At 66.5% G+C, this 18,150-nt stretch carries 16 protein-coding genes; 1 reads left to right on the top strand and 15 read right to left on the bottom strand.

Annotated features, from left to right (window positions below; genetic code table 11):
* Nucleotides 1-2 precede the first annotated feature (2 nt).
* The 5 genes from G9Q37_RS21735 to G9Q37_RS00960 form a co-directional block, all read right to left on the bottom strand.
* Complete coding sequence (locus G9Q37_RS21735) at nucleotides 3-257, bottom strand: hypothetical protein (protein WP_205710702.1); 255 nt, start codon at nucleotides 255-257, stop codon at nucleotides 3-5.
* 1,301 nt (nucleotides 258-1,558) lie between these two features.
* Nucleotides 1,559-2,527, bottom strand: a complete 969-nt coding sequence (locus G9Q37_RS00975; protein ID WP_166223250.1) for a PDR/VanB family oxidoreductase — start codon at nucleotides 2,525-2,527, stop codon at nucleotides 1,559-1,561.
* Between the two features lie 10 nt (nucleotides 2,528-2,537).
* Nucleotides 2,538-3,317, bottom strand: coding sequence for an SDR family NAD(P)-dependent oxidoreductase (locus G9Q37_RS00970; RefSeq protein WP_166223248.1), 780 nt, complete (start codon nucleotides 3,315-3,317; stop codon nucleotides 2,538-2,540).
* 8 nt (nucleotides 3,318-3,325) lie between these two features.
* Nucleotides 3,326-4,306: a Bug family tripartite tricarboxylate transporter substrate binding protein gene (locus tag G9Q37_RS00965; protein ID WP_166223245.1), complete on the bottom strand. Its 981-nt coding sequence runs from the start codon at nucleotides 4,304-4,306 to the stop codon at nucleotides 3,326-3,328.
* Between the two features lie 42 nt (nucleotides 4,307-4,348).
* On the bottom strand, nucleotides 4,349-5,623 hold the full coding sequence (locus G9Q37_RS00960; protein ID WP_166223242.1) for an aromatic ring-hydroxylating dioxygenase subunit alpha: 1,275 nt from the start codon (nucleotides 5,621-5,623) through the stop codon (nucleotides 4,349-4,351).
* A gap of 156 nt (nucleotides 5,624-5,779) precedes the next feature.
* Between G9Q37_RS00960 and G9Q37_RS00955 the strand changes: the two genes are divergently transcribed.
* Entirely contained in the window at nucleotides 5,780-6,559 is a 780-nt protein-coding gene (locus G9Q37_RS00955; protein WP_166223239.1) for an IclR family transcriptional regulator, read from the top strand.
* Nucleotides 6,560-6,698: 139 nt separating this feature from the next.
* On the opposite strand, the gene G9Q37_RS00950 is transcribed toward G9Q37_RS00955, so the two are convergent.
* From G9Q37_RS00950 to G9Q37_RS00905, 10 genes are read right to left on the bottom strand one after another with little or no spacing between them, the layout of a single operon-like run.
* Entirely contained in the window at nucleotides 6,699-7,406 is a 708-nt protein-coding gene (locus G9Q37_RS00950) for an ABC transporter ATP-binding protein (protein ID WP_166223236.1), read from the bottom strand.
* On the bottom strand, nucleotides 7,406-8,155 hold the full coding sequence (locus G9Q37_RS00945; RefSeq protein ID WP_166223233.1) for an ABC transporter ATP-binding protein: 750 nt from the start codon (nucleotides 8,153-8,155) through the stop codon (nucleotides 7,406-7,408). The genes G9Q37_RS00950 and G9Q37_RS00945 overlap by 1 nt, the downstream gene beginning before the upstream one ends.
* On the bottom strand, nucleotides 8,152-9,204 hold the full coding sequence (locus G9Q37_RS00940) for a branched-chain amino acid ABC transporter permease (protein WP_240936471.1): 1,053 nt from the start codon (nucleotides 9,202-9,204) through the stop codon (nucleotides 8,152-8,154). Before G9Q37_RS00940 ends, G9Q37_RS00945 begins: the two co-directional genes overlap by 4 nt.
* Before the next feature lies 1 nt (nucleotide 9,205).
* Nucleotides 9,206-10,099 (bottom strand): branched-chain amino acid ABC transporter permease, encoded by an 894-nt coding sequence (locus G9Q37_RS00935; RefSeq protein WP_166223230.1) that lies wholly within the window; start codon nucleotides 10,097-10,099, stop codon nucleotides 9,206-9,208.
* Between the two features lie 22 nt (nucleotides 10,100-10,121).
* Complete coding sequence (locus G9Q37_RS00930) at nucleotides 10,122-11,306, bottom strand: ABC transporter substrate-binding protein (RefSeq protein WP_166223227.1); 1,185 nt, start codon at nucleotides 11,304-11,306, stop codon at nucleotides 10,122-10,124.
* A 40-nt stretch (nucleotides 11,307-11,346) separates the two neighbouring features.
* A complete protein-coding gene (locus tag G9Q37_RS00925) occupies nucleotides 11,347-12,159 on the bottom strand; it encodes an enoyl-CoA hydratase/isomerase family protein (protein WP_166223224.1) in 813 nt (270 codons plus the stop codon).
* Nucleotides 12,160-12,202: 43 nt separating this feature from the next.
* Entirely contained in the window at nucleotides 12,203-13,750 is a 1,548-nt protein-coding gene (locus G9Q37_RS00920) for an AMP-binding protein (RefSeq protein WP_166223221.1), read from the bottom strand.
* Entirely contained in the window at nucleotides 13,743-14,246 is a 504-nt protein-coding gene (locus G9Q37_RS00915) for a (2Fe-2S)-binding protein (protein ID WP_166223216.1), read from the bottom strand. Before G9Q37_RS00915 ends, G9Q37_RS00920 begins: the two co-directional genes overlap by 8 nt.
* A complete protein-coding gene (locus G9Q37_RS00910) occupies nucleotides 14,243-15,058 on the bottom strand; it encodes an FAD binding domain-containing protein (RefSeq protein WP_166223213.1) in 816 nt (271 codons plus the stop codon). Before G9Q37_RS00910 ends, G9Q37_RS00915 begins: the two co-directional genes overlap by 4 nt.
* On the bottom strand, nucleotides 15,055-17,997 hold the full coding sequence (locus tag G9Q37_RS00905) for a xanthine dehydrogenase family protein molybdopterin-binding subunit (RefSeq protein ID WP_166230828.1): 2,943 nt from the start codon (nucleotides 17,995-17,997) through the stop codon (nucleotides 15,055-15,057). The genes G9Q37_RS00910 and G9Q37_RS00905 overlap by 4 nt, the downstream gene beginning before the upstream one ends.
* Nucleotides 17,998-18,150 lie beyond the last annotated feature (153 nt).

Here is an 18,150-nt window from a genome sequence, read left to right as displayed (position 1 = left end):
CTTCACTGCGGTTCCTCCTGCGGTTCCTCCTGCGGTTCCTCCTGCGGTTCCTCCTGCGGTTCCTCCTGCGGTTCCTCCTGCGGTTCCTCCTGCGGTTCCTCCTGCGGTTCCTCCTGCGGTTCCTCCTGCGGTTCCTCCTGCGGTTCCTCCTGCGGTTCCTCCTGCGGTTCCTCCTGCGGTTCCTCCTGCGGTTCCTCCTGCGGTTCCTCCTGCGGTTCCTCCTGCGGTTCCTCCCTTCGGGGGAACCGCAGGCTCACTGACTGTCCGCGCTCATCCGTTACCTCAAGGCCACGCTATCCGCACCGAGCCAAGAATGTCAGCGAAACATAGGACCCACGGCAGACAAGACCGACGAATGGGAGAGAAAGAGCAAAAAGGGGCGCCGAAGATCTGACCACTGGTCCTGGGGATCGCTAAAGGCAGTAGACGTACGTGCGAGGGACGAGCCTAAGCTGGGTAAAGCATCAGCCCTCACCCCAACCACATACATCGGCGAGGAAGGCTTCGTAGCTCGATCTGGTGGCTTTGTGGGGCATCTTGAAAAAAGTGACAAGGCCTAGTTCGAAGCGAATCAAGAGAGCCTGCCATCACCGATCTCACAGATCTAAATTTTTGCGGTGCTGCACAAAAATGCGTCCTCAACAAAAGCGTGGACACGGGGTACCGCTTGCAAACTCAAACGGCAAATTTCCTTTTTTGCGCGCGCGCCCGCGTGCGCGCGCTTTTTTTTTAAGGTCTGCAACAGACCATACGTTTACGCTCACTAACTTCTGCCTGAGAAGGGTTCAGTCGTGCCTACCCCCACCGCCAGCGAGTCTGGAGCCCCTGCAGTGCAGGGGCTTTTTGTTGGGCGAACGCTAGGCGTGGTGCGGGGTTGCGAGGGGCTGGGAGATCTCTCTCGGCTCTCAAAAGTACCGGGAGTGGCCCTCTTGGGCGGGCCACGAGAGGTTTTCTCTCAAATCCGGGATTCGGCCGATCCCAATAGGTCCGGATCGACAGGTCTGCCAACGATGTGAACTCGCCCGAGTCAAGGCTGGTTCGACCGCGCAACCAAGCATCGGTCAGCCCAACGCATCCGTTTCCTTGGGCCACGGGACGCGCCAGCATGCTGAAGCTAAGGCAGCGCGCCATAGTCCGCACTGCAGCGGTTGCTGCCGGTCGATAGTCAGCTCTAAGTGGGCGCCAAGTACCCCGTTGCAGTCGTTCTTCCACGAAACGACTGGAGCGAAATCTTGCCGGGGGCTGGGGTGTGGCTAGACTGCCGCTATCGGCCAGGAGCAGGCGGTGGGGTACTTCCGGAGCGGACGCTCAACGTTTGAGCTGAGGGGCCGGCACCTGGATGGCGCTTGGCCCGCCAATCGGATGACGATATCGAGCGCTTCGAGGGCCGAGTGCCATTCCGGTGGAGGTCCCGCTCCAGCGAAGGGTTAGGCGTCGCCTCACGGGAGTGAGCGAATCCAGCTTCGTAAGTGCGCCACGGACTTCCACCAGCTCTCTGGGCTGCTGCCGGTTTCACAGAGACCTTGTTAAGGTGACTGCGACTTGAGTACCAAGCGTCCTAGGCGTCAAGCACCAGAACACTAGATCTGCATCGAGAGACGCAGATCATCATGGATTTGTTCGCCGCACGTTCGCTTTCGGTAAGGATGCTGTCGAGGTGTTCCACTTCGCCCGCAAGAACGCGCGTTTCGCAAGCGCCGCAAAGCCCCTCGCGGCAACTGTGATCGGGCGATAGTCCTGCCTCCAGCATGGCGTCCAGCACCGAGCAGTCGGCACGTACCTCAATACGCCGCGTGCTGCGACGCAATTCCAGGGTGAAGGTCGTGGGCTCGGTCGACGCGGTCAGTGTCGGCACAGCCGCGAAGCGTTCGATATGCGCGTTAGGCAACTCCAGCACTTCGCAAGCCGACAGGAAGGCGTCCAACATCGGACCGGGTCCGCAGGCGTAGAAGTGGCTGTGTTTGGCAAACGGACGCAGCCGTTCGCGCAGGTCCGGGGGCCCACCCGCCTCGTCGTCGAAATGCCAGTGCACGCGCAGCGTGGGCGAGGCTAGCTCGTTCAGGCGCTCTAGGAAGGCCGCATCTGCGCGCGAGCGCGCGCAGTAAACAAGGTCAGCCGAACGCCCTGAGGCAGACAGGCGGTCGAGCATGCACAGGATGGGCGTGATGCCGATTCCGCCGGCCACGAACACCGAATGCGCGGCCGAATCGTGCAGAGGAAAGTTGTTGCGCGGTGCCGAGATCGTTAGCAGTTGCCCCACGCGCAACTGCTCATGCACGAAAACTGAACCGCCGCGGCTCTTGCGGTCCTTGAGCACGCCGACCACGTAACGCCCGGTCTCACCGGCCGGGTTCAGCAGCGAGTAACTGCGCACTAGGCCGTTGTCCAGGTGTAGGTCGATGTGCGCACCAGGCGCGTGCGGCGGGAACACCACCCCCGCGTGCTCGGGGCGCAGTTCGACGCTCACCACGTCGCGCGCCTCGTAACGCAGGCAATGGACGCGGGCCTTGAGGGTGGCAGTCGTCATCGCCTATCCCTCACATGATGTGAAGGCCGCCATCCACCATCAGCGTGGTGCCGGTGATGAAGGAACCCTCGCCTGAGGCGAGCCACAGGATCGGCCAGGCAATCTCCTCAGGGCGCGCCCAGCGTCCTATGAGCGAGGTGTCCTTGCGTTCGGTGCTGAGCTGTTCCACGCTCTTGCCCGCCGCCGAAGCGCGGCCCACGTGAAAATCGGTCAACGTGGATCCCGGGCATACCGCATTGACGCGCACACCGTGCGCCGATTCCTCGAACGCCAAGGTGCGTGTGAAGGCCAGTTGTGCGGCCTTGGTGGCGTCGTACAGCGCCATGCCCCTGCGGCCGGTGACAGCGTAGCAGGAGGACACGTTGACGATGGCGCCCGCGCCCGAGCGGCGCAGCGCCGGCAGCGCGGCCTGGCAGTAGTTGGACATGCCCGCCAGGTTCACCGACACGATGGCCTGCCAGTCGGCGGGCGACACCTCGGCCGCCGGCAGGTAGTTGCGCATGGCGGCGTTGTTCACCAGCACGTCCAGCGCGCCCCAATCGTCCAGGCAGTGGGCCACTGCGGCCTGCGCTCGCGCCGGGTCCGACACGTCGGCCGCGACACACAACAGGCGCGCCTCGGGCTGCGCTTCGAGGATCGCCGCGCGCGTGCGCTCCAGCGCCTGCGCGTCAGCGTCCACCATCGCCACCGCCGCGCCCTCGCGGCAGAACAGGGCGGACGCGGCCGCGCCGATGCCGGCGCCCCCGCCCGTGATCATGGCCACGCGGCCGGCCAGTCGCAACGATGCCATGCCTGTCCTCAATCCAGCTTGATGCCGTTGTCCTTGATGACCTTGCCCCAGCGCGTGATCTCAGACGAGATCCAGGCGCTGAACTCGCGCGGCGTGCCGGCCACCACCTCGAACTCCATCTCGTGCAGGCGGGCCAGGATGTCGGGCGACTTCAGGATCTTCACCATCTCTTCGTTGTAGCGCTTGATGATGTGCGGCGGCGTACCCGCCGGCGCGAGGAAGCCGATCCACGAAGTGGCCTCGAAGTCCTTCAGACCCGACTCCGCCAGCGTGGGCACATCGGGCGTGCTGGGGAATCGCTTCAGGCCAGTGCTGGCCAGCAAGCGCAGCTTGCCTTCCTTGACGAAGCCCTGCACGTTGCCCGGCACGAAGAAGCCGGTCTGCACCATGCCGGCCACCAGGTCGGACACCGCGGGTGCGGCGCCCCGGTAGGGGATGTGCGTGATGTTGAAGCCGGCCTCCGACTTCAACATCTCCATCGTCAGGTGCGAGGCGCTGCCCACCGAGACCGAGCCGTAGTTCAACTTCTGCGGGTTCGTCTTGGCGGTTGCGATGAATTCCTTGACGCTGGTGATGCCCGTGGCCGGGTTCACCACCAGATACTGGGGCGACTTCACCGCCAGCGTGATGGGCGCCAGGTCCTTCATCGGGTCGTAGGGCATCTTGTTGAAGAGGCTCACGTTGATGGCCAGCGGCCCGTTGTAGCCCACCAGCAGGTGGTGGCCGTCGGGCGCGGAGCGCACGATGTCCAGCGCGCCGATGTTGCCGCCCGCGCCACCCTTGTTCTCCACCACGAAGGGCTGGCCGAACACCTCCTGCAGCTTGGGCGCCACCAGGCGGGCGAGCACGTCGTTGGTGCTGCCCACGATGGGCACCATGATGCGCACCGGCTTGATGGGCTTCCAGTCGGCCGCGCTCTGAGCCCACGAGGGGCTGGCGGCGGCCACACCCAGCAGGGCGGCGGCGAGAAGGGATCGGCGTGGGAACATGTCTTGTCTCCTATGGTTGGTGTGTGTGGCCGGCTCAGGCCCTTACAGAGTGAAAACCGGCTTCTCGATGCTGTTGGCCAGATGCTCTTTGGCCCACTCGACGGGGTTCTGCTCCTTGGGCAGCAGGACGCCGGCGGGCCGCACCCGCTGCTGGCTGGCGTCCAGCGCAGGAGGAGTGATCCCCTGTTCAATTCCCGTTGCGGCTTCTGCCAGCATGCGACGCGCCATCACGATGGCCTTGTCGGTGGGCAGCAGTTGCTCGGCCTCGTGGTTCTGGATCGGGCCCATGCTTTCCTGCAGGGAGTAGTCCTGCGCGGAGAAGCCGAACACGCCGCTGTACGAACGCTTCTCGCGCTGCGCCACACGGTCCATCAGGTAGTCGTTGTCGCGATTGGCCTTGGGGACGAAACTACCCGGGGCCTCGTACTCCACGTGGATGCCCTGACCTGCCTCCATGGCCGAACGCTCTTCGTCGGTCAGCGGACGGAAGGGCTGCCAGTTGATGCTCCACGCCCAGCAATGGTGGTCGTCGATGGGGACCCACACGTGGCCACCCAGTGCGTGCTCGCCGAAAGGCGCGATCAGCGTGAACCAGGGGAACAGCCACTGCGTGACGCGCCAGTAGTAGGAGTCGGGCTCGCCATTGCGACGGCCGAACAGACCCAGGCCGTATGGCGTTTTTTCGATCTCGAACACCACGTTGCCATCGGCCTTGATGTAGTCGAGCGCCTTCACGCCCTGGTGCATCGGGTCGGTGTCCACCTCGTAGCGGTGCACGTAGGACACGTGCGCGGTGTCGATGCCACCTTCCATCGCCTGCAGCCAGTTGCTGTATTGCAGCCGCTTGGACACGTACACGTGGCTCTCGGGCAGTGTGCACCACTCGATTTCGGGCGGGGCGGGCTGGTGCTCGGCTGGACCCATGTACGCCCAGACGATGCCGCCGCGCTCCACGCAGGGATAGCCCTTGATGTGCATGCGCGCGCACGACTGGGGCGAAGACGGGACGTCCACGCACTTGCCGTCGCCGTCGAATTTGACGCCGTGGTACGCGCAACGAATGCCGTTTTCTTCGTTGCGACCGAAGTACAGCGATACGCCACGGTGCGAGCAGAACTCACTGATCAGGCAGGCGCGGCCCTCCGTGTTGCGAAAGGCCAGCAGCTTTTCGCCCAGCAGTTGCACGCGTACCTGCGGTCCGTCGGCTTCGGCGATTTCCCTCGATGCGAGCGCGGGCACCCAGTAACGGCGCAGCAGTTCGCCCATGCGGGTGCCAGGACCCACGCGGGTCAGGGTCTCCGACATTTCCTTGTTCATTGCTTGTGTCTCCACATGAAATATGTCCTCCTGATGGACAGTTGATTCATTATGTGGACACACTTGATCTATGTCAACAGCCAGACATCATGTCCATCAGATGGACATATCGATTCCGTAAGATCGACAATCGCCGGGTTGTCAGGAGCACAAAGCATGGAAACGGCTGAAAAAGCAGGGGAAGGTGTCCGCGCGGTGGACAGGGCGCTGGACATCCTGATGGCATTCACGGCAACCGACCACCGGCTAACGGCTGGGGAACTGGCCCGGCGCGTGAACCTGAGTCGCCCCACGCTGTACCGACTGCTGCGCACGCTGGAGCACAAGGGCTTCATCGTCTCGTCGGGTGAGCCGCAGCGATTCGAGCTCGGCCCATCGGTGGCCAATCTGGCGCACGTGTGGGGAGCGGGCTTGGACATCGCCAGCGTGGCGCAGCCCATGATGCGCCGGCTTTGGGAAGCAACGGGTGAGACGGTATCTCTATTGGTCCATCAAGGCCGCAGCCGCACTTGTGTTGCCGAGTTGCCAAGTGCGCAGCCTTTGAGTTTCAAGCGCGGAGTTGGGTACAGCACAGACGTGACCCTGGGCGCCAGCGGCCGCGTGATCCTAGCGCACACAGCCTTGCCCGAGGTGTATCTGGAGGACAAGGGTGCAACCCAGTTTGACGTTGCGAGCTATCTCAAGCAGCTCGCGGCCATACGAGAACGGGGATACGAGATAAGTCGTGATGAACTGATACAGGGTGCCGTGGCCGTCGCTGTGCCCTATTTCGACAGCAACGGACGTGTAAAAGGGTCTCTTGCCGTCTTTGGCCCCAGCGTTCGAATGGACGCACAGCGCGTCGATGCTTGTGTGACCTTGCTGAAGGAGGAAGGTGCGAAACTTTCTGCGGCCCTGGGCTACGCTGACAAAGTGCCAATCAGACGGCAAGGCTGATCGAAGCGGCCAACAGTGCGAGTTGCGACACCTGCGACCACTCGAACAGACTGCTTCTCCCCTAGATTCACGACAGTCCCACCATCAATGCACAACTGCTCGCGAACATCGGCAGCCGCCGCCAACCGTGCTGGCGGGACTACACGCTGATGCGGCCGATTAGCGCCTGACGGTCGCCTGGATCGGCTGATTTACCCTCGGCGACCACTTGACCACGTTCGATCAGATAGTGCCGCGTAGTCAGGTTCAACGCGCGATGCACGTTCTGCTCGACAAGCACTATTGGTGTCCCTTCATGGGCCAGCTTGCCGATCAGCTCGAATATCTCGTCGACGATCATCGGCGCTAGCCCCTCTGTGGGTTCGTCGATAAGCAGGAGGCGCGGAGCGCCCGCCAGCACACGCGCGATCGCCAGCATCTGCTGCTCGCCACCTGACAAGGTGGTACCCATCTGGCGCCGCCGTTCGGCCAGCCGGGGGAATCGCTGGTAGGTGTCGTCGAGGCGCCGACGGGATTCGGCCCGGCTGCGCGATGGGCACTGCATCTGGCCCAGTCGCAGGTTCTCTTCCACGGTGAGTCCGGGAAAGATGCGCCGGTCCTCGGGCACCAGGCCGATACCGCGGCGGCAGATCTGATCGGCACTGACGCCGTCGAGACGCTCGCCATCGAACAGCACCTGTCCGCTCGACGGAGAAAGCCAACCCGCAATGGTCTTGATCACGGTGGTCTTGCCCACGCCGTTGCGTCCGAACAGGCCGATCACCTCGCCCTTGCCCACGCGCAGGTCAATGCCTTGCAGCACGTGGCTCAGACCGTAGTGGGTATGAACGCCTTTGAGTTCGAGCATCAGTGCTTCTCCCCGAAGTAGGCGGCCTGCACCGCCGGATTGGCGCGCACCTCGGCCGGTGGGCCCTCGGCCAGCTTCTGACCCTGGTGCATCACGACCACGTGGTCCGACAACTGCATCACCAGATCGACGTCGTGTTCGACGAGCAGGATGGACAGCCCGTGGTCACGCGACAGGCCCCGGATCAGGGACTCGGTTTCGCGGGTGTCGGTGTGGCTCATGCCCTGGGTGGGCTCGTCGAGCAGCAGCATGCGCGGTCGCGAGGCCAACGACACCGCGATCTCCAGACGTCTTTGTTCGCCATGCGACAGGTAGCCGGCCAGCTCGTCGGCCTTGGCGCGCAGCTCGAACTGACCGAGAAGCTCGTCGACCCGGTGCGAGGCGATGGTGCTGCGCACCAGTGGCCGGAACAGGCCGCGGCCACGCTCCAGAAACTGTGCGGCCAGGCGAAGGTTCTCGCGAACCGTCAGATCGAAGAACAGGTTGGTGATCTGGAAAGAACGCGACAGCCCGTTGGCCAGTAGCTGGTGCGGTGCCTGGCTGGTGACGTCCCGGCCATCGAAGCGCACGCTGCCGGCCGTGGGGCGGATGGCACCGCTGATGAGGTTGAACAGGCTGCTTTTGCCTGCCCCGTTGGGCCCGATGACCGCGGTGATGCGGCCGGGCTGGGCCTCGAAGCTCACGTCGTGCACGGCCTTCAAAGCGCCGAACTGCACGCTCAGGCCCTGAACCGAGAGGATGGCGCTCATGGGCGGATCTCCTTGCGCGGGTGGCGGCGGTCCAGCCAGCGCTGCAGTGCCGGCGTGGCATAGCCGATCAAGCCGCGTGGCATCACGATGACGACGATCACGAACATCACGCCAATGACGATGTGGTGATGCGCGGTGAAGGACCCCACCACCGAGCGCAGACCGGTGAGGATGGCCGAGCCGTAGAGCGGCCCAATCAAGGTTCCGGTCCCACCGACGATGACGTTGATGACCGCATTGCCCGAGACCTGGAAGAACATCAGTTCGGGCGAAACGAACCCGCGCAGCATGGGGTAGAGCGCGCCGCTCGTACCCGCGATGCAGGCGGCCCCCACGAAGGCGCCCAACTTGTAGCGCCAGGGGTCGACCCCGAGAAAGCCCACGCGGTGCTCGTTGGTGCGGATGGCATCGAGCTGGCGGCCCGCTGGGGTGTCCATCAGGTAACGCAGTCCGATGTAGATCGCGCCGATGAACGCCAGCACCAGCAGGAAGAATCCTTCGGGCGTGCCCGAGTTCAGGCCGGGGATCACCGTGGCTGCGGGCACGCCGATGATGCCGTCGGAGGCCCCAAGCTCGCGCATGTTGTAGATCACCTTGGACAGCACCTGCGCCATGCCGAAGCTGATGAGCGCGAAATAGACCCCCTTGGAACGTATGGCAATCAGGCCACCGATGAGGCCGGCCACCATGCTGAACGCCAGCGCGCTGGCCATGGCCAGCCACAGGGAGTCGCTCCAATGCTTGAGCACCAGTGCCGACACGTACGCGCCCAGGCCGAAGAACAAGGCTTGTCCCAGCGGGAGCAATCCGACGCGACCCAGCAGCAGGTCCACCGACAGCGCCAGACCACCAAAGATCAGGGCCTCCGTGGCCAGGCGCAGGTAGAACACGTCGCCCAGGGCGAGCGCGGTGGCGCCGAACACCAGGGCCCCGGCAAAGAACAGGATGGCCAGCCATGACGCGGCGGAGCGTCGCCGTGCCGGGGGAGCCAGGGCGTCCATGGCCTTGCGCCCCGAGGCGATCGCGGAAGGAGATGCGGGTGTGGTCATCTCAAGCGCTCCCGAGTTTTCCGAACAGCCCTTGCGGACGCCACATCAGCACCAGCACCATGATCCCGAACAGCAGCGGATCGCTCCACACCGGCGAGATGTAGAGGCTGGAGATGGACTGCACCTGCGTGAGCAGCAGACCGGCCAGCACAGCGCCCTTGATGGAGCCCATGCCGCCGATGATCACCACGCTGAAGGCGATGAGTACGAAGTCGCGCCCCATGGTGGGGAACACCGAATAGATCGGCGCGAGCAGCACGCCCGCAATGCCCGCCAGCGCCACACCGAAGGCAAAGGTCGCGGCATAGACGCGGTGCACCGGCACGCCGAGCGAAGCGCTCATGTGACGGTCGTACGCGGCAGCTCTCACCACCGCGCCCACCGACGTGCGGAACACCAGCAGCCAGACGGCGGCGATCAGCGCGCCGCCGAACAGCATCACGAACAGGCGGTAGTTGGGAAAGAACAAACCCACCATCTCGGTGGCGCCGCTGATGGGCGCCTCCATGCGCAGCGGGTTGGCGCCGAAGACGATCTTGAGCGCGTCTTCGAGCACCACCGCCACGCCGAAAGTAAGCAGCAGGGTCAGCGTGTGGCGGTCCTTGCTGTGGAACACGCGCTGGATCAGGCCACGTTCGGTGGCGTAACCCAACACTGCCATCAGCAGCGGCGTGAGGGCAAGCGCCCACCAGAACGACAGCCCTAGGCCCAACAGGGCCACGGCCAGGTAGGCACCGATGGCGTAGAACTCGCCGTGCGCCATGTTGATGACATCCAGCAATCCGAAAATGATCGTCAGGCCCAGGGCCATCAACGCCACGGCCACGCCGATGGAAAGGCCATTGATCATCTGCGGTGCCAGCACGAACTGCAGCCATTCCAGGGCGTTGCTCATGGTGTTGGGCTCCAGGCGTTGATCAGAAGCGGTTGCAGACGTCGGGACCGATCGCCGCGTCCGCCTTGACCTGCCCCACGAGTTCGAACTTGCCGCCATTCACACGCATGGCATACATGTCCTGCATGGCCTGGTGGTCGCCGGCGCGCATCGTCTTGGTGCCCTGCGGCGTGCTCCATTGCAGGCCCCGCATCGCGGTGCGGACCTTGTCGGTGTCGGTGCTGCCGGCTTTTTCGACCGCGGCCTTGTAGAAGAACAGCACGCCGTAGCTGTCGGCGCCGTACAGGTCGGGCGCAGACTTGTTGGCCGCTTCGAAGTCGGCCACGAACTTGCGGTTCTCGGGTGAGTCGATGCTGGTGGCATAGCCGACGCCGGTCACGAAGCCGTCAGCGGCCTTGCCGATGGCGGGCAGGTTCTGCGAGGTCACCGTGCCAGAGGCGCCCACCACCTGCACGTTGCGGCTGATGCCGAACTCGGCCATCTGCGAAAACAGGCGCACCGTGTCGTTGCCCGCCACCGACGTGTAGATGACCGCCGGACGGGCCGAGCGCATCTGGCCGAAGAAGGGTGAGTAGTCCTTGTTGTCGAGCGGTGCGAACACCTCGCCGACCGACTTCGATCCCTTGGCCTCGGCGGCAGACTTGAAGGCGGCCACCGTGCTGCGACCCATCTCGTAGTCCGGTCCGAGGTAGAACACGTTGGCGTTGGGTTTGGTGCCCGCGACCCAGTCGGCCAGCGCGGCCGATTGCATGCCCGCCCTCGCGTTGACGCGGAACACATTGGGCGAGCACTTGTCGCCGGTGATCGAGTCCGCGAACGACACGGTGGTCGCGATCAGGCGGCCGTTGCGCTCGGCGAGCTGGCCCACGGCCAGGGTGGATCCGCTGTTCACGGTGCCGGTGAGGAAGTCGACCTTGTTCACCTGGAACAGCTTCTCGGCTTTCTGCACGGCTACGGCGGGGTTGGCCTCCTCGTCTTCGTAGATCAGTTCCAGCGGACGCCCGGCCACGCCACCGGCGGCGTTGATCTGGCGCGCGGCCAGGTCCAGCCCCCACTTCACCTGCTGGCCGATGCCGGCGTAGGTGCCCGACAGCGGCGTGACCACGCCGATGCGGATGGGCTGCGCCTGTGCCAGGGTGTTGCCGGCAAAACCGGCCAGGGCGAGCGCCAGCGGAAGGGATGCGGTGCGAAGGGTGGTGGTGTTCATGTCTGTCTCCTCAGGTGGGGTGGTGGTGGCGGCGGGGAAATCAGGTGCCGTTGAAACGAGGGCGGCGCTTGTCGTGGAAGGCTTCCACGCCTTCACGGAAGTCGTTCGAGCTGCGCAGGCGCGAGTAGCAATGCCCTTCGAGCTCGATGGCGATCGACAGGGGCGAGTCCTCGGTGTCGTTGAGCAGCTTCTTGGCGGTACGCTGGGCCAGCGGCGAGAAGCCGCGCAGTTCGTCGACCAGCGCGTCGGTGGCGGCCTCGAGTTCGGCGTCGGGCACGCACTCGGTGGCCACGCCCCAGTCGCAGGCCTGGGGACCGGCGATGCGGCGGCTGCGCATCACGATGTCCTTGGTGCGCGTGATGCCGACCATCTTCTGCAGCCGGGCCGAGCCGCCCGAACCGGGGATCTGCCCCAGCTTCTGTTCCGGCAGCGCGTACAGCGTGGTCGGCGTGACCAGGCGGAAATCGCAGGCCAGGGAGATCTCGAAACCGACGCCGAAGCAATAGCCGCGTGCGGCAGCGATCACCGGTTTGCTGCAGCGGGCTGGTGCGGCCACGTTCCAGGCCAGCTTGCTCACGTGCTCGGGCGAGGCCTCGAGAAAGCCCTTGATGTTGCCGCCGCTGGAGAAGTGTTCGCCTTCGGCTCGCAGCACGATCACGCGCACGTCGTCGTTGGCGTCCAGGGCTTCGAAGGTAATGCGCAACTGCTCGCGCTGCGTCATCGAGATGACGTTGAACGGCGGTCGACAGAGCACGATGTCGGCGCGCTGGCGCGCGGGGTCGATCTCGACGCGGTAGCCGTCGAACGCAGCACTCAGGGTGAGCGCGGGGTGTTTCAGGTCATTGAGTTGCATGGCGTCCTTGCGGGGGGTGGGAGAAACGAAAGGGAGGCAGCCGTCAGGCCGGTGGCACGGCGGGCAGCGGTGGGGGCGCGGCGTCGAACTCGCCGGCCACCAGCTTGCGGCGCAGCACCTTGCCCACGGGCGACTTGGGGATCTCGCGCACGAACACGTACTCGCGCGGGCGCTTGAAGTTCACGAGGTCGGAGGCGCGGCAATGCGCGTCCAGCGATTCGGCGGCCACGTTGTCGCGCGCCTTCACGAAGGCCACCACACGTTGGCCCCAGCGCTCGTCCTTGAGTCCGGCCACCGCCACTTCATCCACCGACGGGTGCAGCGAAAGCACGGATTCGATGTCGACGGGCGAGATGTTCTCGCCGCCGCTGATGATCATGTCGTCCACACGGCCGGTGACGAACAAATCGCCTTCTTCGTCGACATAGCCGGTGTCACCGGTGAAGTACCAGCCGTCGCGCAGGCTGCGCGCATTGGCCTCGGGGCGGTTGTGGTAGCCCTCGAATGCTTCGTCGCTGAGCAGGTCGGCCACGATCTGGCCCTCCTCGAGCGGTGCAGCCACATGCTGCGGGTTCTTCGAGTCGAGCTTGATCACCCGCAGGCGGGTGTTGATGCCCGCGCGGCCGGCCGACCCGGGCTTGCCCACGGCGTTCTGGTTGATCGAGAAGGTGTAGATCTCGCTGCTGCCGTAGTGATTCACGAACAGCTCTGGCTGGAAGGCCTGCTGCAGGCGCAGCAGCAACGCGTCGTGCATGGGCGCGCCGGCGAAACCGAGCTTGCGCACCGATTGCGTGTCGGTGCGCTTGAAATCGGGGTGCGAGAGCAGGTCGTGATAGAGCGTGGGGACGAGGTAGAGATGGCTCACGCGCTCGGCTTCGATCGCGCGCAGCGCGGCCGCGGCGTCGAAGCGGGGCATGCAGACGAAACGGCCATCCACCAGTGCCATGGTGAGCAGCGACCGCACGCCCATGGTGTGGTAGAGCGGCATGACGCCAAGCGTGCGTTCGCCGTAGCCATAGCGGTTCTGCGCCACGTGCGCCAGGGCGGCCACGCGCTCCGCGCGCTGCCGGCGCGGCACGCCCTTGGGCGCTCCGGTCGTACCCGAGGTGTACAGCATGAGGGATAGGTCTTCGGCCCGCGCCAAGGGCGTCGGATCGGCAAGCTCGGCGAAGGCTTGTGCAAAGCGGGGGTCGTCGCCGGCCACATCCCCAACGGTGATGCGCACCACGGCCCGTGCCAGCAGCGACTGCGAGACCGCCTCCTGCGACACCGCTTCGTACACCAGCAGTTTCGCGCCCGAGTCGCCCAGCGCGTAATCGATCTCCTCCGGCTTGGCGCGCCAGTTGAGTGGCGTCATCACCAGGCCGGCAAACTGGCAGGCCCAGTGCAGCGTGGCGGCCTCGTGCCGGTTCTGCAGCACCCCGAGGACGTGATCTCCCGGGCGCAGGCCCAAGGCCGCCAGACCGCGTTGCACGCCACCGATGGCACGCGCCCATTCAAACCAACTCAGGCGCAGGGCGCCATCGACCAGTGCGGTGGCTGCGGCCGCGCGGTCCACGCTTTGCAGGAAGGTGCGTCCGAGATCAAGCACGGGCCACCTCCATCACGGCGTTGACGATCGGCGTGTAGCCGGTGCAGCGGCACAGGTGCCCGCTGAGCATGTCGCGCACCGCGGCCTCGTCGGGCACCTGGCCGTTGGCGCGCTGGCGCTGCAGCCAGTCGGCGCTGGACATGAGGATGCCCGCGGTGCAGAAGCCGCACTGCAGCGCATGGTGGCGCTTGAAGGCGGCCTTGAGTGCGTCCAGCACCGCGTCGTTGCCGCCGGGGTTCTCCACGGTGTCGACCTGGCGTCCGTCCACCTGGACCGCCAGCGTCAGGCAGGCACGGGCGGCCACGCCGTCGATGCGCACCGTGCAGGCGCCGCAGACACCGTGCTCGCAGCCCACGTGGGTGCCGGTGGCACCGAGTTCATGGCGCAGGAAATCGCTGAGCAGCAGCCGCGGTCGGGTCTGACCGCTGCGCGTGCGGCCATTGAGGGTGAGGCGCACCGTGTGCAAGGCCTCGCGCTCGAGAACGGGGTGGTTCATGCAGGTCTCCGTGCTTGCTGGATGGCCTGTCGCGCCAGACGGCGCAGCAGGTGGCGGCGCGTGGCCGCGCTGGCGTGGGCGTCATCACGAACGTCGAGCGACCACGCGAGTTCGTTCAGGGCATCGTCGAGCGCGTCATCGGCCAACGGCGGCAATTCGACGGCGTGCGGCCGGTCACCCAGGCCGCCCACCGCCACCCGCATGCCTTGTGCATGGGCGATCGCCGCGACCGCGCACAGCGCGAAATCGCCGTGGCGGCGGGCGTGCTCCGCAAACCCGAAGGACTGACCTGCGGCGGGGCGCGGGAAACTCACCGCTTCGATGAGTTCGTCGGCCCGGCGCACGGTGCTCAGCAGGCCGGTGAAGAAGTCGTTGGCAGCCACTTGGCGGCGGCCGCGTGCGCTGCGCAGGTGCACCGTGCCCTGCAAGGCCACCAGGCACAGCGGCAGCTCGGCCGACGGGTCGGCGTGCGCGATAGAGCCGCACACCGTACCGCGGTTGCGGATCTGGACGTGCGAGATGTGCGGGATCGCCAGCGCCAGTAGCGGTGGCACATCGGGATGGGCCTGCAACTGCGCTTGCGTGACGGCCGCGCCGATGCGCAATACGCCGGGCTCCACCGCGATGGACGCCAGCTCGGCGCTACGCGAGATGTCGATCAACAGCGCGGGCTGGGCCAGCCGCATGTTGAGCACGGCCATCAAGGACTGACCTCCGGCCAGGATGCGTGCGCCTTCGCCATGGCGCTGCAGCAGCTCGGCGGCGACGGCAGCGCTGTCGGCGCGCACGTAGTCGAACGCCGCGGGCTTCATGCCTTGACTCCCAGGCGCTGCAGCAAGCGGCGCCACCAGGCCACCGGCGCGGCATCGCCGCCCGCGGCCTGACGCCCTAGCGATTCGAAAAGCTGCGCCACGATCACGCGCGCCGCGCCCTCCAGCATGCGGCTGCCCACCATGGCCACCTTGCCACCCACCTGGGCGCGGTAGTCGTAGTGCAGCAAGGTGCCACCGGCCGTGGCTTCCAGCCGCACCAGGCCATCGCCCGCTCCCGTGCCCAGGCTGGAGCTGCCGCTGCCGGCCAGCCGCAGCCGGTGCGGCGCCTCGATGTCGGAGAGCGTGATGCGCGCTTCGTAGCGCGCCTTGATCAGCCCGATGCCCACCGTCACATCGGCCCGGTAGCGGTTCTCGCCATCGGCCTGCAGTGCGTGGCAACCCGGGATGACGCGGGCCAGCGCCGCGGGGTCGAGCAGCACGGCAAAGACGCGCTCGGGCGGTGCGGCAATGGCCACCGTGCCTTGCGCGGCAAGCGACAGACCGTCGCCCGCCGCAACCGACGCGGGGACAGGCGCCTTCGGGTGGCGCGGCGCGGGGTCGGCCGTCTGCAAGTGACGGAGCACGCGATCGGGCGTGAGCGGCAGTCGGATGTCGGCGACGTCGCGCAGCGGACGCAGCGCGTCCGCGAAGGCATTGGCGACGCAGGGCGGCGTGCTCATGTTGTTGCCTTCGCCCAGGCCTTTCGCGCCCAACGGCGTGAAGGGGCTCGGTGTCTCCAGGTGCACGATCACCGGATCGGGTGTCTCGCACGTGGTGGGCATCAGGTAATCCGCCAGCGTGCCGCTCTGGAAGCTGCCGTCGGCGCCGTAGCGGATCTCCTCAAGCAGGGCGGCGCCCAGTCCCTGCGCAAAGGCACCGCGGATCTGGCCGTCGGCCAGCGCCGGGTTGAGCAGACGCCCGGCATCGTGCGCCGTGATGTAGCGGTCCACACGCACCGCCCCGGTGTCGGGGTCGATCTCCAGGCCGCAGACGTCGAACACGAACCCATAGGCGGCCGAGGTGTTGACGCGGTCCTGGGAGTCGGGCGCGCGCAGGGTCTCGGGCGTCCAGAAGGCGGTCTCGCGCAGACCCGGTGTCTCGCCCGCCGGCAGCAGCGCAGGGGCCCAGTGCGGACTGGCAGCCAGTCGCGTGAACGACTGGGTTTGCGCTGGCTGTCGGCGGTTGAACACCTTGCCGCCCTCGAAGCCGATGTCGGCGCAGTCGCAACCCCAACCCGCGGCGGCGATGCGCGCCAGCTTGTCGCGCAGGCGCTGCGCGGCCAGGTGCACCGTGCCGGCCACGGCGCCGGCGAAGCGGCTGCTGTAGTTGCCCGCGGCCACGCTCCAGGCGTCCTTGGCGGTGTCGAACTCCACGTTGACGACCACCTGGGTCGGGTGCAGGCCCAACACGTCCGCCACCACCTGGGCGCACACCGTCATGTGGCCCTGGCCTGCGGGGGCGGAGGCGATGGTCACGTTGACGCCACCCAGCAGGTCGATGGCGACGGTGGCGCTGGCGATGGCGCCGTTCTTGGGCCCGGCCTTGGCGCGCTGTTCGGCCGTCAGCACGGTGCTGATGTAGCCCATGTTCGACACCGACGGTTCGACGATGGCGGCCACGCCGATGCCGTAGAGCCGGCCCGCGGCCCGCGCCGCGCGCTGACGCTCGCCGAGTTGCCGGGCATGGGCTTCGGCCATGGCCATGTGGGTCAGGCGCGCGTAGTCGCCGGAGTCGAGCACCGCGCCGGCGGCCGCGGTGTAGGGAAAGGCGTCGGCCGGCACGTAGTTGCGCAGGCGCAGCTGCACCGGGTCGATGGCCAGTTCGACCGCGATGCGGTCCATCAGCCGCTCCAGCGCGTAGTACACCTGTGGCCCACCGAAGCCACGCACCAGGCCGGTGGGGGTCTTGTTGGTCACGACCACGCGGTTGCGGACCGCCAAGTGCTCGATGGCGTAGGCGCCGGTGAGCGCGCCGTGCATGCGGTAGAAGGTGGCGGGTTCGGGTGCGCGCAGGTAGGCGCCCACCTCGTCGGCCTGGTCGTAGCGCAGCGCCAGCAAGCGGCCCTCGGGCGTGACGGCGGCCTCGATGGTGGTCAGCCTCGCGGTGGCAGAGGTGGCCGCGCTCAGGTGCTCCAGGCGGTCCTCGACCCACTTCACCGGCGCACCCGCCTTGCGAGAGGCCAGGCACATCAGCACCACGTACGGGAACACCGCCTGCTTGACGCCGAAGCTGCCCCCCGAATCGCGGGGCACGCGATGGCGCAGCTTGTTGCCGGGCACCTTCAGGGCCATAGCCATCACCGCGTGCAGCGAGAACGGCCCCATGAAGTTCGAGAGCACGTCGTAGCCCTCGTCGCCAGGCAGGTGCTCGGCGATCACCACACCGCATTCGATGGGCGGGCAGCTGTTGCGCGGGTAGTGCACGGTGGTGCGAACGGTGCGCACGCCGGGTTGGGCAAAGGCCGCCCCGGGGTCGCCGTAACAGAACTCCCGGTCCGACACCACGTTGCTGCCCACCGCCTCGTGCAGCGGCAAAGCGCCGTCCTGCAACGCACGTTCGATGTCCATCACCACCGGCAGGGGCTCGTACTCGACACGCAGCAGATCGAGCGCGTCCTCGGCGATGTAGCGGTCCTCGGCCACCACCACGGCGACCGGTTCGCCCACGTGGCGCACGCGGTCCACAGCGAGGGCCCAGTGCTGCATTGGCTGCTTGACACCCACCACGAAGGGCTGGGCCCAGGCCTGCACGTCGGCGCCGGTGAGCACGGCGCGCACGCCGTGCAGGGCGAGTGCCGCTTGCGTGTGGATGCCGAGCAGCCGGGCGTGCGGATGGGGAGAACGCAGGACCGCCGCGTGCAGCGTGCCCGGGCGTGTGCCCAGGTCATCGGCGTAGGCGCCGCGACCGTTCAGCAGGGCATCGTCTTCCAGCCGCTCCATGCGCTGGCCGACCCAGGCCTGCCGGGCGGCACCCACCAGTGAAGGTTCTGCGTGCAAGCTTGTCTCCTGTGCCGACGTAGCGGCTGCAGTTCATGTGCAGCGCCAGTGTCAGGAGGCAGGAGGTGCGCGCGTTATCGACAGCGTCGGGCGAAT

This window comes from Hydrogenophaga crocea (assembly GCF_011388215.1).
In the GTDB taxonomy this organism is placed as follows: Bacteria; Pseudomonadota; Gammaproteobacteria; order Burkholderiales; family Burkholderiaceae_C; genus Hydrogenophaga; species Hydrogenophaga crocea.
The sequence above is the reverse complement of the archived record's forward strand: the minus strand, read 5'-3'. Positions and strand labels throughout refer to the sequence as shown.

Excerpts from the sequence above, each read along its gene's own strand:
- G9Q37_RS00940 (WP_240936471.1), bottom strand. The coding sequence starts at position 9,204 with ATGACCACACCCGCATCTCCTTCCGCGATCGCCTCGGGGCGCAAGGCC.
- G9Q37_RS00950 (WP_166223236.1), bottom strand. The coding sequence starts at position 7,406 with ATGCTCGAACTCAAAGGCGTTCATACCCACTACGGTCTGAGCCACGTG.
- G9Q37_RS00965 (WP_166223245.1), bottom strand. The coding sequence starts at position 4,306 with ATGTTCCCACGCCGATCCCTTCTCGCCGCCGCCCTGCTGGGTGTGGCC.
- G9Q37_RS00910 (WP_166223213.1), bottom strand. The coding sequence starts at position 15,058 with ATGAAGCCCGCGGCGTTCGACTACGTGCGCGCCGACAGCGCTGCCGTC.
- G9Q37_RS00915 (WP_166223216.1), bottom strand. The coding sequence starts at position 14,246 with ATGAACCACCCCGTTCTCGAGCGCGAGGCCTTGCACACGGTGCGCCTC.
- G9Q37_RS00975 (WP_166223250.1), bottom strand. The coding sequence starts at position 2,527 with ATGACGACTGCCACCCTCAAGGCCCGCGTCCATTGCCTGCGTTACGAG.
- G9Q37_RS00970 (WP_166223248.1), bottom strand. The coding sequence starts at position 3,317 with ATGGCATCGTTGCGACTGGCCGGCCGCGTGGCCATGATCACGGGCGGG.
- G9Q37_RS00905 (WP_166230828.1), bottom strand. The coding sequence starts at position 17,997 with ATGGAGCGGCTGGAAGACGATGCCCTGCTGAACGGTCGCGGCGCCTAC.
- G9Q37_RS00935 (WP_166223230.1), bottom strand. The coding sequence starts at position 10,099 with ATGAGCAACGCCCTGGAATGGCTGCAGTTCGTGCTGGCACCGCAGATG.
- G9Q37_RS00960 (WP_166223242.1), bottom strand. The coding sequence starts at position 5,623 with ATGAACAAGGAAATGTCGGAGACCCTGACCCGCGTGGGTCCTGGCACC.
- G9Q37_RS00955 (WP_166223239.1), top strand. The coding sequence starts at position 5,780 with ATGGAAACGGCTGAAAAAGCAGGGGAAGGTGTCCGCGCGGTGGACAGG.
- G9Q37_RS00945 (WP_166223233.1), bottom strand. The coding sequence starts at position 8,155 with ATGAGCGCCATCCTCTCGGTTCAGGGCCTGAGCGTGCAGTTCGGCGCT.
- G9Q37_RS00930 (WP_166223227.1), bottom strand. The coding sequence starts at position 11,306 with ATGAACACCACCACCCTTCGCACCGCATCCCTTCCGCTGGCGCTCGCC.
- G9Q37_RS00925 (WP_166223224.1), bottom strand. The coding sequence starts at position 12,159 with ATGCAACTCAATGACCTGAAACACCCCGCGCTCACCCTGAGTGCTGCG.